Annotated in this window: 16 protein-coding genes; 13 read left to right on the top strand and 3 right to left on the bottom strand. The window is 30.8% G+C overall.

From position 1 onward, the window contains the following. Positions 1 to 53: 53 nt before the first annotated feature. From HX088_RS08640 to HX088_RS08625, 4 genes are all read left to right on the top strand, one after another. Positions 54 to 539 (top strand): SixA phosphatase family protein, encoded by a 486-nt coding sequence (locus HX088_RS08640; protein WP_286483939.1) that lies wholly within the window; start codon positions 54 to 56, stop codon positions 537 to 539. Beyond that, positions 536 to 2,602 carry a polyphosphate kinase 1 gene (ppk1, locus tag HX088_RS08635; protein WP_284583886.1) on the top strand — a complete coding sequence of 689 codons (2,067 nt, stop codon included), beginning with the start codon at positions 536 to 538 and terminating at the stop codon, positions 2,600 to 2,602. Before HX088_RS08640 ends, ppk1 begins: the two co-directional genes overlap by 4 nt. After that, positions 2,592 to 3,473, top strand: a complete 882-nt coding sequence (locus HX088_RS08630; protein ID WP_225540079.1) for a Ppx/GppA phosphatase family protein — start codon at positions 2,592 to 2,594, stop codon at positions 3,471 to 3,473. Before ppk1 ends, HX088_RS08630 begins: the two co-directional genes overlap by 11 nt. Positions 3,474 to 3,667: 194 nt before the next feature. Then, positions 3,668 to 6,256, top strand: a complete 2,589-nt coding sequence (locus HX088_RS08625; protein WP_286483938.1) for a T9SS-dependent M36 family metallopeptidase — start codon at positions 3,668 to 3,670, stop codon at positions 6,254 to 6,256. Between the two features lie 143 nt (positions 6,257 to 6,399). Here the strand turns inward: HX088_RS08625 and HX088_RS08620 are convergent, their stop codons facing one another. After that, a complete protein-coding gene (locus tag HX088_RS08620) occupies positions 6,400 to 7,110 on the bottom strand; it encodes a hypothetical protein (RefSeq protein WP_286483937.1) in 711 nt (236 codons plus the stop codon). A gap of 73 nt (positions 7,111 to 7,183) precedes the next feature. Here HX088_RS08620 and HX088_RS08615 point away from each other — a divergent pair, with 73 nt between their 5' ends. Together HX088_RS08615 and HX088_RS08610 are read left to right on the top strand one after the other, a co-directional pair. Next, positions 7,184 to 8,815 (top strand): ABC-F family ATP-binding cassette domain-containing protein, encoded by a 1,632-nt coding sequence (locus HX088_RS08615; RefSeq protein WP_260543594.1) that lies wholly within the window; start codon positions 7,184 to 7,186, stop codon positions 8,813 to 8,815. Between the two features lie 14 nt (positions 8,816 to 8,829). Then, the gene (locus tag HX088_RS08610) at positions 8,830 to 9,396 is read left to right on the top strand and encodes a hypothetical protein (RefSeq protein WP_171621620.1); all 567 of its coding nucleotides are present in this window, start codon (positions 8,830 to 8,832) and stop codon (positions 9,394 to 9,396) included. Positions 9,397 to 9,427: 31 nt separating this feature from the next. Here the strand turns inward: HX088_RS08610 and HX088_RS08605 are convergent, their stop codons facing one another. Both HX088_RS08605 and HX088_RS08600 read right to left on the bottom strand, forming a co-directional pair. Beyond that, complete coding sequence (locus HX088_RS08605; protein WP_284583889.1) at positions 9,428 to 9,799, bottom strand: YchJ family protein; 372 nt, start codon at positions 9,797 to 9,799, stop codon at positions 9,428 to 9,430. A gap of 29 nt (positions 9,800 to 9,828) precedes the next feature. Beyond that, on the bottom strand, positions 9,829 to 10,551 hold the full coding sequence (locus tag HX088_RS08600; protein WP_284583890.1) for an RDD family protein: 723 nt from the start codon (positions 10,549 to 10,551) through the stop codon (positions 9,829 to 9,831). Positions 10,552 to 10,580: 29 nt separating this feature from the next. Here HX088_RS08600 and HX088_RS08595 point away from each other — a divergent pair, with 29 nt between their 5' ends. The 7 genes from HX088_RS08595 (at position 10,581) to HX088_RS08565 (ending at position 16,803) form a co-directional block, all read left to right on the top strand. Next, on the top strand, positions 10,581 to 11,576 hold the full coding sequence (locus tag HX088_RS08595) for a stage II sporulation protein M (RefSeq protein ID WP_225542557.1): 996 nt from the start codon (positions 10,581 to 10,583) through the stop codon (positions 11,574 to 11,576). After that, the gene (locus tag HX088_RS08590) at positions 11,563 to 12,225 is read left to right on the top strand and encodes a hypothetical protein (RefSeq protein WP_260543604.1); all 663 of its coding nucleotides are present in this window, start codon (positions 11,563 to 11,565) and stop codon (positions 12,223 to 12,225) included. The genes HX088_RS08595 and HX088_RS08590 overlap by 14 nt, the downstream gene beginning before the upstream one ends. Continuing rightward, entirely contained in the window at positions 12,222 to 13,454 is a 1,233-nt protein-coding gene (locus HX088_RS08585) for a DUF4350 family protein (protein ID WP_286483935.1), read from the top strand. The genes HX088_RS08590 and HX088_RS08585 overlap by 4 nt, the downstream gene beginning before the upstream one ends. Further along, positions 13,454 to 14,443, top strand: coding sequence for an AAA family ATPase (locus HX088_RS08580; protein WP_286483934.1), 990 nt, complete (start codon positions 13,454 to 13,456; stop codon positions 14,441 to 14,443). Before HX088_RS08585 ends, HX088_RS08580 begins: the two co-directional genes overlap by 1 nt. Continuing rightward, a complete protein-coding gene (locus tag HX088_RS08575; protein WP_286483933.1) occupies positions 14,443 to 15,771 on the top strand; it encodes a DUF58 domain-containing protein in 1,329 nt (442 codons plus the stop codon). The genes HX088_RS08580 and HX088_RS08575 overlap by 1 nt, the downstream gene beginning before the upstream one ends. Before the next feature lie 78 nt (positions 15,772 to 15,849). After that, on the top strand, positions 15,850 to 16,467 hold the full coding sequence (locus HX088_RS08570; protein ID WP_286483932.1) for an N-acetylmuramoyl-L-alanine amidase: 618 nt from the start codon (positions 15,850 to 15,852) through the stop codon (positions 16,465 to 16,467). 84 nt (positions 16,468 to 16,551) lie between these two features. Further along, positions 16,552 to 16,803 (top strand): N-acetylmuramoyl-L-alanine amidase, encoded by a 252-nt coding sequence (locus tag HX088_RS08565; RefSeq protein ID WP_260543619.1) that lies wholly within the window; start codon positions 16,552 to 16,554, stop codon positions 16,801 to 16,803. The last annotated feature ends 176 nt before the right edge of the window (positions 16,804 to 16,979 follow it).

The raw sequence follows: 16,979 nt of genomic DNA, 5'->3' as shown, positions 1-16,979 counted from the left end.
TTGTTAGATAATGATTAGATTTAACTACTGTTTCTTTTTTAATTAATTGCGTTATGAAAAATTTATTTTTAATGCGTCATGCAAAAAGTAAATGGAACGAAAATGTGTCTGATCAATTCCGTTCTATTACTGACATTGGTGAATTGAAAACGAAAAAAATTGCGCACTATTTAAACGAAATTTTTGAACTAAACTTTGACCAAGTATTTTCGAGCAAAGCCGTTCGAGCTAAAGAAACTTCTCAATTGGTCAAACCAATTCTTTTTCCCTCGCAAATAATTCATATCGAAGATGATTTATATACATTTTCTCATTATTTATTAGATAAATGGATTAGAAATTTGGACAATCAATTGCAAAATGTTCTTATTTTTGGACATAATCCTGCGTTTACCGACATTACAAATCAATTAGGAAACGAAATGATTTACAATCTCCCAACATCTGGATTTGTATGGATACAATTCGATTCAGATAATTGGAAAACGATTGCAAAAGGTAAAACCATGAAAATAATTACACCTAAAGAAATTAAATGAAAAAATACATCAACCGAGAAATCAGCTGGCTTTCTTTCAATGCACGTGTGTTGCAAGAAGCTTCTGACGAAACTGTTCCATTGTTAGAACGAATTCGTTTTTTGGGAATTTATTCTAATAATTTAGACGAATTTTATTCTGTTCGCTATTCAACAATTTTGCGTTCAATACAGTTCAAAGACGTTGAAATTGTTTACCAAAATATTGTACCCGATCAAACCGATGAAGAATTGATTGACGAAATTAATGAAATTGTTCGTCAACAGCGTGTTCAGTACGATGATTTACACAATCAATTGTTCAAAGAATTAGAAAATCACAACATTTTTGTAATTGATGACACTTCTATTCCAGAAAATTATTTAGAATTTATTTCCGAATATTTTTATAACGAATTTATTCATACTGTTGGTGTATTTATTTTAGACGACATCAAAAAAGCACCGCCTTTGCGTGATGGATCGTTTTATTTAGCTGTCAAAATGCAATTAAAAGATAAAATTCAATATGCTCTTTTGATTGTGCCAACCCATTTATTTCCACGCTTTATCGTGCTTCCAAAGTTTGACGAAAATACGTATGTGATGTACTTGGAAGATATTATTCGTTATCATTTGAAAGATATTTTCAAGATGTTTGATTTCGAATCAATCGAAGCACATTCAATTAAAATTACGCGCGACAGTGAACTCGATTTTGATAATGACTTAGAACATAGTTTATTAGAAAAAGTGATAAACAGTTTAGAAAATCGTAAAAAAGGAGTTCCTGTTCGATTGGTGTACGATGCCGAAATTGCGCCAGATACACTAAAATTTTTCTTGAAAAAATTACGACTTGACGAATATGACAGTATCAATCCAGGAGGAAAATACCACAACAAACGCGATTTGATGAGTTTTCCAAGCTTTGATATTTCTGGTTTAACATATGATAAAATCAAACCAATTATTCAGAATAAACCATTTAGCTACAACAGTTATTTTCAGGCTTTTTCTGAAAACGAAGAAATGATGATGGCACCATATCACGATTATTCGTTGCTATTAAAATTTTTGAGAGAAGCCGCAATTGATCCTAAAGTAACAAAAATTAAAATCACTATTTATCGCGTTGCCAAAGATTCGCAAGTGATGCATTCGTTGATAAACGCTGCAATGAATGGCAAAGAAGTTACTGCTGTTTTAGAACTTCGCGCACGTTTTGATGAATCAAACAACGCCATGTGGTCAAAGAAATTACAGGAAGCTGGTGTTAATGTTATTTTCGGAGTTCCTGGACTGAAAGTACATTCGAAAATTGGTTACATTGAACGTAAGCCTGATAATGGTTTAGCTCAGAAATATGTATTTATCAGCACAGGTAATTTTCATGCAGGAACAGCAAAGATTTATACGGATTACACATATTTCACAACAAATCCTGGAATCACGAAAGATGTAGAACAGATTTTTAAATTTTTCGGAGCAAACTATTTAAATTTAACCTACAATCATTTATTGGTTTCACCTTATGGAACGCGCAAAAAAATTGTGAAGATGATTAAGCGAGAAGTTAAAAATCATCAAGCTGGTTTACCTGCCGAAATCAATATGAAACTAAATAGTTTAAGCGATAAACAAATCATCGATTTATTATATAAAGCATCACAGAAAGGTGTCAAAGTACGTTTGGTTGTTCGTGGAATTAATTGTTTGATTCCAGGAGTTAAAAATCTATCCGAAAATATCGAATGTGTAAGTGTAATTGATAAATTTTTGGAACATCCACGAATTTATTGGTTCAAAAATGCAGGCGATGATAAAGTTTATATTTCTTCGGCTGATATGATGGAACGAAATTTAGATAACCGTGTCGAAGTGGCTTGTCCAATTTACGATCATAAATTCAAGAAAATAGTCATGGATACGTTTAACCTTAGCTTTGAAGATAATATAAAAGGCCGTAAAATTACAGCGGCATCATCGTTAGAATATAAACGAAATAATAAAAAACCAAATCGCTCTCAATACACAACCTACGAATATTTAAAAGAATTAAACGAACAAGAAAATGAAGATTAGAAAATTAGGCGCAATTGATATAGGTTCTAACGCTATGCGGTTGTTGATTAATTATGTTTATGAAGAAGAAGGTCGTGCACCTATTTTTAATAAAACGAGTATTGTCCGCATGCCAATTCGTTTGGGACATGACGTTTTTATTGATGGACAAATTTGCGAAAATAACGTGGAACGTATTTGTGATGCCATGTTATCGTATGCCTTAATGATGAAAGTTTATGATGTAGAAATATATAAAGCTTATGCAACTTCTGCTATGCGCGAAGCAAAAAATGGCAATGAAGTAGTTAAAAAAGTGATGAAAAAGTCTGGCATTAACATCGAAATTATTGATGGAAAAACAGAAGCAGAATTACTTTTTAATACCGAATTAGGTGCATTTATCAAAGATAAAAAAATCTATTTATATGTGGATGTTGGTGGTGGTAGTACTGAATTAACTTTATTAAAAGATAACAAGGTTTTTACATCAAAATCATTTGAAGTTGGTACTGTTCGTTTATTAGAAAACAAAGTTGCTCCAACTACTTTTGAAGAAATGAAAGAATGGATTCAAGAAAACATTGGACATGATGAAATAGAATTAATTGGTTCTGGAGGAAATATCAACCATGTGTACAAATATTCGGGAGTAAAATTGGGAATGCCATTAAGCAGTACTTATGTTAAAAAACATTACCAAACCCTACAAAGCATGACTGCTGAAGAACGAATGCAAAACTTTAATATGAAACCCGATCGTGCAGATGTTGTTGTATATGCTTTAGAAATATATAATAATGTGCTAAAATGGTCGCATGCAAAAAAAATACATGTTCCAAAAGTTGGACTTTCTGATGGAGTTATTCGAGAAATTTATAAAAATTTATAATAAAAACTTATTTAATTTTGGTCAGAACGAATTCTGACCTTTTTTATTTCTACAAAACTCTATTAAATGAGTTTATTATTCAGACTTCCTCAAAGAGCTTTGCCTTATAATTTAACTGCTTTTATTTTTAATTTGCAACTTTTTTCTTCAAAATCTAATCATTAATTTAGTTTTCGAATTAACACAATATTGAAATGAAGAAAAATTTAACGCTGCTATTTTCAGCGTTTGTTTTATCTATGGCTGCGCACGCCCAAACGGCAGAGCAAATTGTAGATAATTACGAAACGAAGGCAATAGCTGGTAATGTTGAGTACAAATTTGCTCAAACAATTAATGACAACGCCACACAACGAGTTTACACGCAAAGAACTTATCAAGGTATTCCGATTTATAACAGTTACTCAACTTATATTATTAAGGAAAACCAAGTCATCTCTAAAACTTCATCAGAGAATTTTAATATTTCTTTAAATAATGCCAACATTTCTCCTGCTCTTAGTATGGACGATGCTTTGAACAAAGCCGCACAATTTGAAGGTTTAAAAATTTTATCTAATACCAACTCAACTCAAGAAGGAATTTATTTCTCTAATGAAGAGTCTGCTGAACTTGTTTATTACATTAATGAAGATAATCAAGCAATCTTAAGCTATACATTTAGTTATCAATTAGTAAAAGAAAACCAAAACGATATCATTCATGTTGTCATCAATGCAATGAATGGCGAAATTATCGAAAAACATAACAACACATTAAGTTGTGGATTTGACCATGGATCTTTTCATAATGAGAATTTAGCAACATTCAATAAAGCAGATTGGGATTGGTTATATAGTGACGTTAATAATGCAGCTGCTCCTCAATACAATGTTTACCAATTACCTTTAGAAGCTCCTAATCGTGGAGGAAGATCTTTTGCCAATTCCTCTGTTTTTAACGCTGTAGCTTCTCCTAACGGTTGGCACAATACAGCAGATTCAACAATAAAAACAAGAACAGAAGGTAATAACGTGCGAGCTGTAAGAGATCATAATTCTATTGGATATCAAACTTATAATTCTGCATACAACACAATCACATTAAAAGATACCGATTATGCTGACGGTGGAAATAATTTGAATTTCGATTTTCCAATGGATTTAACTGAACATCCTTACACAAATTGGGAAGCTGCAACTACAAACTTGTTCTATATGAACAATATGATGCATGATATTTTCTACAACTATGGATTCACAGAAGCTAACGGAAACTTTCAAAAAGAAAACTTTGACAAAGGTGGTACAGCAAATGATGATGTTGTTGCATTGGCACAAACAGGTTTGTCAATAGGAGCTATTAACAACGCTACATTTGCTACTCCGCCAGATGGTAGATCTCCAAGAATGGCGATGTATCTATGGAAAAAAACACCAGTACCACTTATTATCAATTCACCCGAAAATATTGCAGGTGGATATCAAGCAACTATCCCTACTTGGGGAGGAGCTTTGACTTCTACAGCTTTAACAAAAGACTTAACTTTACTTTTAAAAAGTGAAACCACTAGAACTCCATACGATGGATGTGGAACAATTACTAACACAGCAGAAGTAAATGATAAAATTGCTGTCATCTATCGTGGAGATTGTTCTTTTGAATCAAAAGTAAAAACCGCACAAAACGCAGGAGCAAAAGGAGCTATTATTGTAAATAATGTCGCTGGAATGATTAATATGTCAGGTAGTGATACCACAATTACAATTCCTGCAATTTCTATTAGCAAAGCAGACGGTGACGCTATTATAAAAGAATTAGAAAATAAAACGGTTGTGAATGCTTCGCTTGTAAAAGGTGAAGATTCTTATATTGACGGAAGTTTAGACAACGGTATTATCGCTCACGAATATGGACATGGAATTTCTAATCGATTAACAGGTCCTATTACAAATGCGAACTGTTTAAGTAACCTTGAACAAATGGGAGAAGGTTGGTCTGATTTCTTTGGATTGATGATTACGCAATTACCAACAGATACAAGTACAACCAAAAGAGGTATTGGTACTTTTGCTACAAATCAATCTCCAGAAGGCGCTGGTATTCGTCCTACAGTCTATTCTACTGACAAAACTGTTAATCCTGCCAGATACGGTTTATTAAAAAGCTTTGGAAATGGCGACTCTCCTCATAATACAGGTTATGTTTGGGCATCTATGCTTTGGGATTTAAACTGGAAAATGGTAAACAAATATGGCTTCTCTCCAGATATGTATAACGGAAAAGCAGGTAACAACATGACTATACAGTTAGTAATGACAGGACTAAAACTACAACCTTGTGCTCCAGGTTTTGTTGATGGTCGCGATGCAATCTTAAAAGCAGATGAGCAATTATTTGAAGGTGCTAACAAGTGTGATATTTGGGAAGCATTCGCTAATCGTGGTTTAGGTTACAGCGCAAAACAAGGAAGTGCAAATAGTAGAATTGATGGTACAGAAGCTTTTGATATGCCTCCTGCAGATGTATTAGAATGTAAATTATCTACGTCTGATATCAAAGAATCTACATTCCAAATGTATCCTAACCCTGCTAAAGATATCGTTTATATTACAGATAAATCTATCAAAAATGATATCAAAGTTGATATTGTTGATATGACAGGAAAAGTCGTTTCAACTAAAACAGTGAAATTTGACGGTCAAAAAGGAAGTATTTCTACCGAAAATTTACCAAAAGGTGTTTACATCTTAAAATTTGAAACAACTAACGGAACAGTAACAAAGAAATTAATCAAAAACTAATTTCGATTTTCAAATTAAATATAAATCCGAGAAATTTCACTTTCTCGGATTTTTTTATTCAATGATTTTTTTTGAATTAAATCGAATATTATTTTGTTTCAATATTTCTAAAAATTTAGCTTCTTGATTATTCTTAATTTGTTTTATTTTTTAAAATACATTGTAGTTTCTATGATTGTATTATCTTTTTTTTGTTTCTGTAAGACTTGAAAATAACAATTTTGATTTTGTTTAATATTTTTAGGATCAAAGAATAAATATTTACTTGTTGAACTAGAGTTTACTTTTTTGTCTATAAATACTGTATCATAAATTTTTATGATTTCTTTATTTGAAAAGTCATTAACTAATTTATCAGAACAAAGTATGCAAACGTAGGTTTCTAATTTTTCAAAGCTTGATAACATATATTTCGGAATATTTACAATGATAGAATCTTTCGTGTGTTTATAATAAAAACTGAAATCATTATTTATAACTCCTTTTTTTAAGTTTTCTGATTGTTTAAAAACTTTATATTGATTTTTATATATTTTTCCATTAATTCTAATATTTTGAGACATAGCAACAGTTTCTAATTTATCATTTACATGATGTAAATCTGAACTCCATCCAATTAAACTTCCTATTTCTTTATTTTTACCTAATAAACGAAGCGTGTCAATAGTTTTTAAAAGATGATTTTTAGTGAAACCATTTTCCAAGTAAGTTGAATCATCAATATATCTTCTTGTAAAATAGTCAAGAGAATCGTTTTTCTTTCTAAATGTTGAAGTTTCTAAAGTTTCTATTTGTGCTTTATTTTTACAATTAAAGAATAATAAAAAGAAGAAAATAAGGTATAAATATTTCAATGTCGTGTTTATTAAAATTAAATAAATCTACAAAATAATTCAATTATCTTTGCCGCAATTATTCGATAAAAATATGATTACAGTTAATGATATTGCCGTTCAATTCGGTTCTACAACGTTATTTAGTGGAGTTAGTTTTGTGATAAATGAAAATGACAAAATTGCCTTGATGGGCAAAAACGGAGCAGGTAAATCTACTTTACTAAAAATTGTTGCAGGTCTCAACAAGCCTTCTTTAGGGAATATATCAGCGCCAAAAGATGCAATCATCGCTTATTTACCTCAACATTTGCTTACTGAAGACAATTGTACAGTTCGCGAAGAAACGTCAAAAGCGTTTGCTGAATATCTTTCGATGAAAAATGAAATTGATGAAATCAATGAGCAATTAACTGTAAGAACTGATTACGAAAGTGATGCGTACATGAAATTAATCGAGCGTATGACAGAAGTAAGCGAAAAATTTTATTCGATAGAAGAAGTAAATTACGAAGCCGAAGTAGAAAAAGTTTTGAAAGGAATGGGATTTTCGCAAGAAGACCTCGATCGATCAACTTCCGAGTTTTCTGGAGGATGGCGTATGCGAATTGAATTGGCTAAAATTCTTTTACGCAAACCAGATTTAATTTTATTGGATGAGCCAACAAACCACTTGGATATCGAATCGATTCAATGGTTAGAGGATTTCTTAAAAAATCAAGCCAAAGCTGTCATGGTTATTTCGCATGACCGCGCATTTGTTGACAATATTACCAATCGAACAATTGAAGTAACGATGGGCCGCATCTATGATTATAAAGCAAAATACACCGACTATTTGGTTCTGCGTCAAGATCGTAGAATTCATCAGCAAAAAGCGTATGATGAACAACAAAAATTTATTGCTGAAAATAAAGCATTTATCGAGCGCTTTCGTGGCACATTTTCTAAAACAGAACAAGTGCAATCGCGTGTTCGTATGTTAGAAAAATTAGATATAATTGAGATCGATGAATTGGATACTTCTGCTCTTAAATTGAAATTCCCACCAGCTGCACGTTCTGGTCAATATCCTGTTATTGTCGAAAATTTAGACAAATCCTACGGTGATCATATTGTCTTTAATGATGCGAATATGGTGATTGAACGTGGTCAAAAAGTTGCTTTGGTTGGAAAGAATGGAGAAGGAAAATCGACAATGATTAAAGCAATTATGGGCGAGATTGATTATAATGGAAAATTAGAAATTGGTCACAATGCTCAAATTGGATATTTTGCTCAAAACCAAGCTGCATTATTGGACGAAGATTTGACTATTTTCGAAACTGTTGATCGTATTGCCGAAGGTGATATCAGAACACAAATCAAAAGTATTTTGGGTGCATTTATGTTCAAAGGCGATGATATCGATAAAAAAGTAAAAGTTTTGTCAGGTGGAGAAAAAACACGTTTGGCGATGGTAAAATTATTATTAGAACCTTATAATGTGTTAATTTTAGATGAGCCAACAAATCACTTGGACATGAAAACAAAAGATATCATCAAAGATGCGTTGAGAGAGTTTGAAGGAACCGTAATTTTAGTTTCTCACGATCGTGATTTCTTAGATGGTTTAGCAGAAAAAGTGTTCGAATTTGGAAATAAACGCGTCAAAGAACATTTTGAAGATATTAAAGGCTTCTTGGCTACAAAAAAAATGGAAACATTGAATGAAATAGAAAAATAAACACTTTTCAAAATATGAATAAACAAAAACTATTTGCTGTATTATTCTTGATTATTTCAAGCTTTACTTACGCTCAAAAAAGGTATGTAGATGTAGAATTAGTGAAGATGAATAATGATACAATCCAATCAAAAATGATGGTAATTGTCAATCTATTTAATAAAAAACTTATTAACGATGCCAGTTTTTATAAAAAATCCATCTTAGTTGATGACAACAAGAAGAAAACAGCAAAAATTAAAGCAAAAGATATCAAATCTTTATCTTTCACTAACTTATATGATCGTAAAGTGACTTATGTAAACGATGGAAATCAATTGAAAGTTTTAGTTTATGATGGAAAAATAAAATGGTATCAAAGAATTTCTCAACATCCGATGGATGGCTCGATAAGCTACCACGATTATTTAGTTAATGAAAAAAATGAAGTTTTTCCTTTGGGCATGTTTAATCATCGTAAAAACCAACTTAATAAAGCGATTGCAGACCATCCTGAATTATTAAAGGAAATTGAAAATCAACGCATGGATGATATTGATTTATTGGATATTTTAACACGTTATAACAACTCAACACTATAACTTAAAGCCTCTTTATCAGAGGCTTTATTATTTAATAAAACTCTCCATCTACATAAAACCATTTGCCATTTTCTTGCACAAATGTAGAAAGCTCGTCATGCTCATAGATTTCCCCTTGTTTATCTTGATAATAAGCTCTAAAACGAACTTTATCGGCATTTGCAAAAACAATTTCTAACTTCAACCATTTATTTGATTTTGCCCAATCTTCGATATCACTAAAATCATTATTTTTTCGGGTAGATTCGTGCGTCGTATCAACCAAATATTTAGGCATAACTTTTGAAAAAGCTGAATAACGAGAACGCATCAATTCCTCTGGCGTTTTTGGAACTTCATTGTTTAAATGAAACGGTTCGCAACATTTTTTATATTCTTTTCCTGAACAACAAGGACAATTCATTTCTTCTAAATTTTATGCAAAGATACTGTTTACTTGTCTTTGTGGTAATGATAATGATCTTGAATCACAACTTGTATAAAATCAATATTTCCTAAACCATCACTTTTTACTTCCATGATTTCCTCTAATTTTCGAGTTAATTTTAGTAGAATATCATAATTATTATTCTCCAAAGCAGATGTAAAATTTTCTTTTACAATATTAATATCACGATCCGATAAACGATAAACCTCTGGAAAACGAATCTTATACGATTCTGAAACTTCGGCAAAAATGGTTTGAGACAAATCTAATTTCGGGTTCAAATCAATTAAACAAGTATTCGCCACAATATCGCCTAAACGTTGACCTTTTTTATTAACAATCATCGTAATTAATGCGATAAATCCACCAAATAAAAACAACTCAACTATACCAATCACCCAACGTAAAAAATAATCAAAATTATTCGCTCGGTTTCCATCTATCCGAATCACGCGAATTTTCATCAACCATTTTCCAATCGTTTGACCTTTCATCAAAATCTCTAAAATCAATGGATACAGCAAAAATATAAATCCATTCACACTATAAATCCCCATCAGAAACCATTCATCTCTGTTAGGTATAAAATCAGAAAAATAAGCCAATGCATACACCATTATGATACGAATAATCATATCGATAATATACGCCAGCAATCGTTTTCCGATAGGTGCAATATTGTAAGCGATTTGCACGTTTTGAGGTGTATTGACTAAAAGTTTATTCATATATTTGATTCACTAACAACTACTCTACAATGAGAGAAGCGCATTTTATTGATAAAAATAAGGCTAAATGGTCTGATATTGAACATAATTTAAAAAATAAAATTGAAGTTCATCCAGATGTTTTAGCAAAAAATTACATCGAAATTACAAATGATTTGGCGTTTGCTCAAACTTATTATCCAAAAAGTAAGACGAAGGATTATTTGAACGAGTTAGCCTTGTTTGCACATCAATCAGTTTACAAAGATCAACGAACATCAAGCAATCAATTTGTACAATTTTTTAAAGAAGATGTCCCAAATGTGGTGTATAAAAACCATAAAATGTTGTTATATTCTTTCCTGATCTTTGCTTTAGCAGTTTTAATTGGAATTCTATCTTCACATTTTGATCCCGATTTTACACGCTTAATTTTAGGAAATCAATACGTGGACGAAACCTTAATGAACATCAAAAAAGGTGATCCGGCAGCAATTTATAAATCGGGAAGCCAAACGGGTTCTTCTTTAGCAATTACCATAAACAATATTCGTGTTGCATTTTTAGCTTTTACCTTAGGTTTATTTTTCAGTATTGGCTCAGGATATATTCTTTTTTCGAACGGAATTATGTTAGGCGCTTTTCATTATATGTTTTTCAAAGAAGGTGTTCTTGGTAAAGCGATGACAGCAATTTGGATGCATGGAACAATCGAAATTTCTGTGATTATTATCGCCGGAGCATGTGGACTTATGTTAGGAAATGGATTTATGTTTCCTAAAACGTTATCCCGAAAAAAATCGCTGATTATCAAAGCAAAAGAAGCTGTTATGATTCTTTTAAGTACAGTTCCAATGTTTATTCTTGCTGGTTTTATCGAAGGATTTATCACACGTTTATACGATGTTAATATTTTTATTAGCCTTGCTGTTATCCTGCTTTCTTTATGTCTAATTGTGTGGTATTACATCATTTTTCCTATTCAAAAAAATAGACAAAAAACGAAATTGTTTAATCAAATTTTGGAATCGAATGAAACAGTTTAAATTATTTTTGACAATTTCACTATTTTTCGTTCAACTTTTCATTTTCGCACAAGAAAAAACTGCAGAATTTAAAGCATTTAAAGAAAAATATACTGGAAAAGATTTTGATTATAATGATGTTCCAAAACCTGAAAAAGAATTTGAACCTGGATTTTTTACAAAATTATTCGAAAGAATCATACAATTTCTAACTTACTTACCTTGGGAAATAATTTTTTATTTCACAATTGGTTTATTCCTAATTTTCATAGCGTTCCGTGTTTACAAAAATGGTGGAATCATGAAAAAAAATGCTAAAAATTTATACGATGAATCTGATTTTGATCTTATAGAAGAGAATTTGGTTAATGTTAACCTTGATTCGTTAATCAACAAAGCAGAAAATGAAGAAAATTACGCTTTAGCAATTCGTTATTTACATTATCAAAACTTACAAAATTTAGATAAAAAAGGTTGGATTGAATGGAATCCTAAAAAAACCAATCAACAATTTATCAATCAAATTAAAGACGAAAAAGCTCAACGTACATTCAGTCAAAATACAAAAATTTTTAATCAAGTTTGGTTCGGAGAATTTCAATTAGATGCGAATAAATACACTGAATTCAAATCAATTTTTAATCAATTTAATCAATATTTAGCCTCATGAAGAAAAAATTAAGCATTCTATTTGGCGTTGTTTTATTGATTGGATTTATTGCTTTTTCAATGCAAAAACTTCGCTACGATTTACCTAAATCGTGGAAAGTAAATCTTGTTCAAAACAGTAAAGATCCTTACGGATTATATGTGATGCACAAAGAAATTGGTAATTTATCAAAAGGAAAAGTACATGATTTAGAAAAGCTATCTGAACTAAAAATCGATTCTAAAAAGGCAAAAGATTATGCGGTTGTTGTCATCGGCTCAGAAGTTTATTTCGATACTGTTGCAAAAAATCTATTAAGTAATATTGCCAGAAATGGTGGTATTGTATTCATCGCAGATTATTACGATAATTTTGGAGACGACACGAATGGTTTGGATGATGCAATCGTTTTTGACACTGTATATGCGGATTCTACTGTTATCGAAGAAGATTTACTATACAACAAAACGCAAATCATTAAAAATGATTTTAAACTTAAAACGGACAAAACATTTAAAATAAAGAAGAAAAAAGAAGTTGATCATCATTATTTTAGTGAAATCACAACTGATTCTGAAGTTATTGGAACTATTACGTATGAAAATAAGACTTATCCAAATTACCTGAAAATAAAACCTGAATCTTATAAAGGTTTTTATTTATATCATGCTGAACCTCTTTACTTTTCGAATTATTATTTACTGAATGAAGATAATTATTTTTATGCAAAATCGGTTTTAGAACCCTTAAATGGAAAAACTATTTTTTGGTACAATACCTCAAAAACCTATGCAGGAAGTTCTTCGATGATGCGATTTATTATGGCAGAACCTGCATTAAAAGCAGCTTGGACAACTTTATTGATTTTACTTTTTCTCTTCCTTATTTTTAGAAGTAAAAGCGAACAACGTATTATTCCAATCTACACAAAAGAAGAAAACCATACCGTGGAATTTGCCAAAACAATTTCTTCTTTGTACCAAGAAAATGGTGAAGTAAAAGACATTATTTCAAAGAAAATTGACTATTTTTTATATAAATTGAGAAAAACATTTTTAATTGATACAGATGATATTACCAACAAACAATTCATCGAACTTGTCGCACAAAAAGCAAATTTAAGTCAAGAGGAATGCCTTGAAAATTTTACAATTCTAAAAAATATTTCCCAGAAAAATCAACCGAATGAACACGACCTGAAAGTTGTGTATCAAATCATCGAAAACTATAAACAAAAAGCAAATATCTAATGAACTACGAAAATACTTATCAACCATTCGAAAATAGAATTGATTTTTCCGATGTACAACATAAAATGCAAGCTGTAAAAAATGAATTGAAAAAAGTAATCGTTGGACAAGACGATGTGATTGATCAATTGATTTTAGCTTTATTATCGAACGGACATTCATTGATAGAAGGTTTACCTGGAGTAGCCAAAACAATGATGGCAAAATTATTGGCAAAAACCATCGATTCTGGTTTTAGTAGAATTCAGTTTACACCAGATTTAATGCCTTCTGATGTGATTGGAACGTCTATCCTTAACTCAAAAATCAATGAATTTGAATTCAAACAAGGTCCTATTTTTTCGAATATTATCTTAATTGATGAAATCAACCGTTCTCCTGCAAAAACGCAAGCCGCTTTATTCGAATCGATGTCAGAAAGACAAGTCACTGTAGATGGTATAACTTACCCGTTACAAGCACCTTTTTTAGTTTTTGCAACACAAAATCCCATCGAACAAGAAGGAACTTATCGATTACCTGAAGCGCAATTGGACCGTTTTATGTTCAAGATATATGTTAAATATCCTTCACTTGAAAGTGAAATTGAATTATTAAAAGAACAACAAGAACGCAAAAATATTGACAAAGAATCGTTAATTGAAAAAGTAATTACTGGCAATGAAATCATTGATTTTCAAGATCGAATAAAATCTGTTTTTGTACACCATGCATTGATTACCTACATTGCAACGATTGTTCATCAAACCAGAATCGATCAAACATTATACATAGGCGCTTCGCCTCGTGCTTCTATTGCCATTTTAGATGCTGCTAAATCAAATGCAGCAGTTAATGGGCGTGATTTTGTAATTCCAGAAGATATCAAACAAATTGCACATACAATTTTAGGGCATCGCGTTGTTATGGTTCCTGAGAAAGAAATGGAAGGTTTTACAACTGAACATATCATTCAGCAAATTATTGATCGTGTAGAAATTCCTCGTTAATGAAATTTTTCAAAAGCCTATTTCTTACCAATCGCTTCTTTTATGCGGGATTTTTTGTTGCATTTTGTTATGTGATTGCCTTTTTCTTATCTCCTATTTTCTTGGTGGCAAAAATGGTAACACTCTTATTTATAGTGAGCGTTATCCTTGAAATTTTTTTGGTTTTTCTTCCTAAAAATTCATTAGAAATTAGTCGAAAATATCCGGAACGATTTTCAAATGGAGATGAAAATGAATTAGAACTTTCAGTTACAAATAATTATCAATTTTCGTTAAATGTGAGAATTATAGAAGAATTTCCACTTCAGTTGCAATTGAGAGAATTCGAATTGAAAAAACGATTTAAAAGTAGTCAGAACACCAAATTTGATTTCAAAATTCGTCCAACAGAAAGAGGTTCGTATAAATTTGGAAGTACAAATGTCTTTATTTCTATTTTTGGTTTCATTGAGAAAAAGATAAAAGTTAACGAACCAATAGCGATCGCTTGTTATCCTTCCTATCTACAATTCAAACAATTTCAGTTGTATTCAACTGCTCAAGTTCAGAATCAATTTGGAATGAAAAAAATTCGAAAAATTGGAACCAATACAGAATTCGAAAACATCAAAAATTATACAACTGGTGACGAATACAGATTGATTAATTGGAAAGCTACTGCGAAAGCAAATCGGTTAATGGTCAACCAATTTCAAGAAGAAAAATCGCAACCTGTTTATTCGTTAATTGATTTGGGAAGAACGATGCGGATGCCTTTTGATGGTTTAAAATTAGTAGATTATTCGATCAATTCGAGTTTAGTCATCGCAAATATTTCACTCCAAAAAAATGAAAAAGCTGGGTTAATTACTTTCAACAAAAAAATTCAAGATCATGTCGTTGCAGATCGAAAAAATCATCAAATGCAATTGATTTTGGAAAAATTATACAATGTACAAACCGATTTTTTGGAAAGTGATTTTGGACAATTGTATGCTTACATTAAACGAAAGTTAACGCAACGTTCACTCCTATTTATTTACACCAATTTTGAAACAATTGACGCTTTAGAACGTCAATTACCTTATTTGAAATTGATTAAAAAATCGCATGTAGTCGTTTTGATTATGTTCAAAAATTCGGAATTAAAGAAATTAAATCATCAAAAAGCGAAAACAACAACAGATATTTATGATCAAACGATTGCAGAAAAATTTAATTACGACAAAGAATTAATCATCAACCGTCTGCATCAATTCGGAATTTTAACCATTTATTGCGAACCAAAAGAATTATCTATTAACCTTATCAATAAATACTTAGAAATTAAAGCGCGTGGATTATTTTAAAAAATGTTTTTTTAACTATGTTTTTAGAAAAATATGCACAATTCTTGCTAAAAGTTGATCAAAATAATCTTAACAACCATGAAAAAAATAATTCAGATCATTTGTTTATTTATAACAACAGGTCTTTTTGCGCAAACAAATTTTGTTGACAATAAAATTACTTCACCAAAACGTATTATTCTATTAGATGCAGGTCACGGTGGGACTGACACAGGCGTAAAACGAGAAGAATTTCAAGAAAAAGATATTGCCTTAAAAATTGCAACGGTAATACAAGAAAAAAATCCTTTCGAAAATATTGAGTTTGTTTTGCTACGCAAAGGTGACGAACAAATTATCAATACCAATCGAGCGAAATTAATTAACGAAATCAAACCAGATTTAGTTTTGTATCTTCACGCAAATTATAATGTAAAAGATTCGAAAAAAGGAACTGAAATTCATCTTTCTCCATTGAATCCTACTTTCGAAGAATCTAAAATACTTGGCGAAAAAATAGGAAATAACATCAGCAGTTTAGGTTTCGAAAATCTTGGAATTGTAGAGTCTAATGCAAAAATACTACGTGATTCTCAAGTTCCTATTGTGATGATCGAAATTGGATATTTGACAAACATTGAAGATCGAAAACTATTGACAAACGAAGAAAATTATCCAAAAATCGCAGATAAAATTTTTGAAGCATTGAAGAATTAATATCTTAAAAAAGATGATATATCCAATTAGATTTTTGTTTCATAAATAATTGATTATCTTCAAAATAATTTAAAACACTATTCGATGAAAAAGAAAATCCATTTTTTTGCGATTGCAGGTTTGATCACAACTTCAGCTTTATTTGCACAAAATTCTAAAACTTTTGTAATTGATGCTGGTCATGGAGGACATGATATTGGATCAAAAAATAGCGTTATCACCGAAAGCGAATATTCGTTAGAATTGGCACAAAAAATTCAAAAATTAGCAAGAGAAAAAAATATCAAGGTAATTTTGACGAGAACTGAAAATGATTTTTTGGATTTGCAATCATGATGCCGAAACATTACAAAGCACTACTTATAAAAATCAATTAGCAGAAAAGATCGTTCAATATTTAGAAAATTACCAATCAATATAAAAAAAAGGACTTCTATTAGACTGCACCCAAAAGTTTGGACAGATTAAAAATTAATAATTATAAAAATGAGTTCGATATTGTATCGGGCTCA

Source organism: Empedobacter sp. 225-1, assembly GCF_030328185.1.
Classification (GTDB): domain Bacteria; phylum Bacteroidota; class Bacteroidia; order Flavobacteriales; family Weeksellaceae; genus Empedobacter; species Empedobacter stercoris.
The sequence above is the reverse complement of the archived record's forward strand: the minus strand, read 5'-3'. Positions and strand labels throughout refer to the sequence as shown.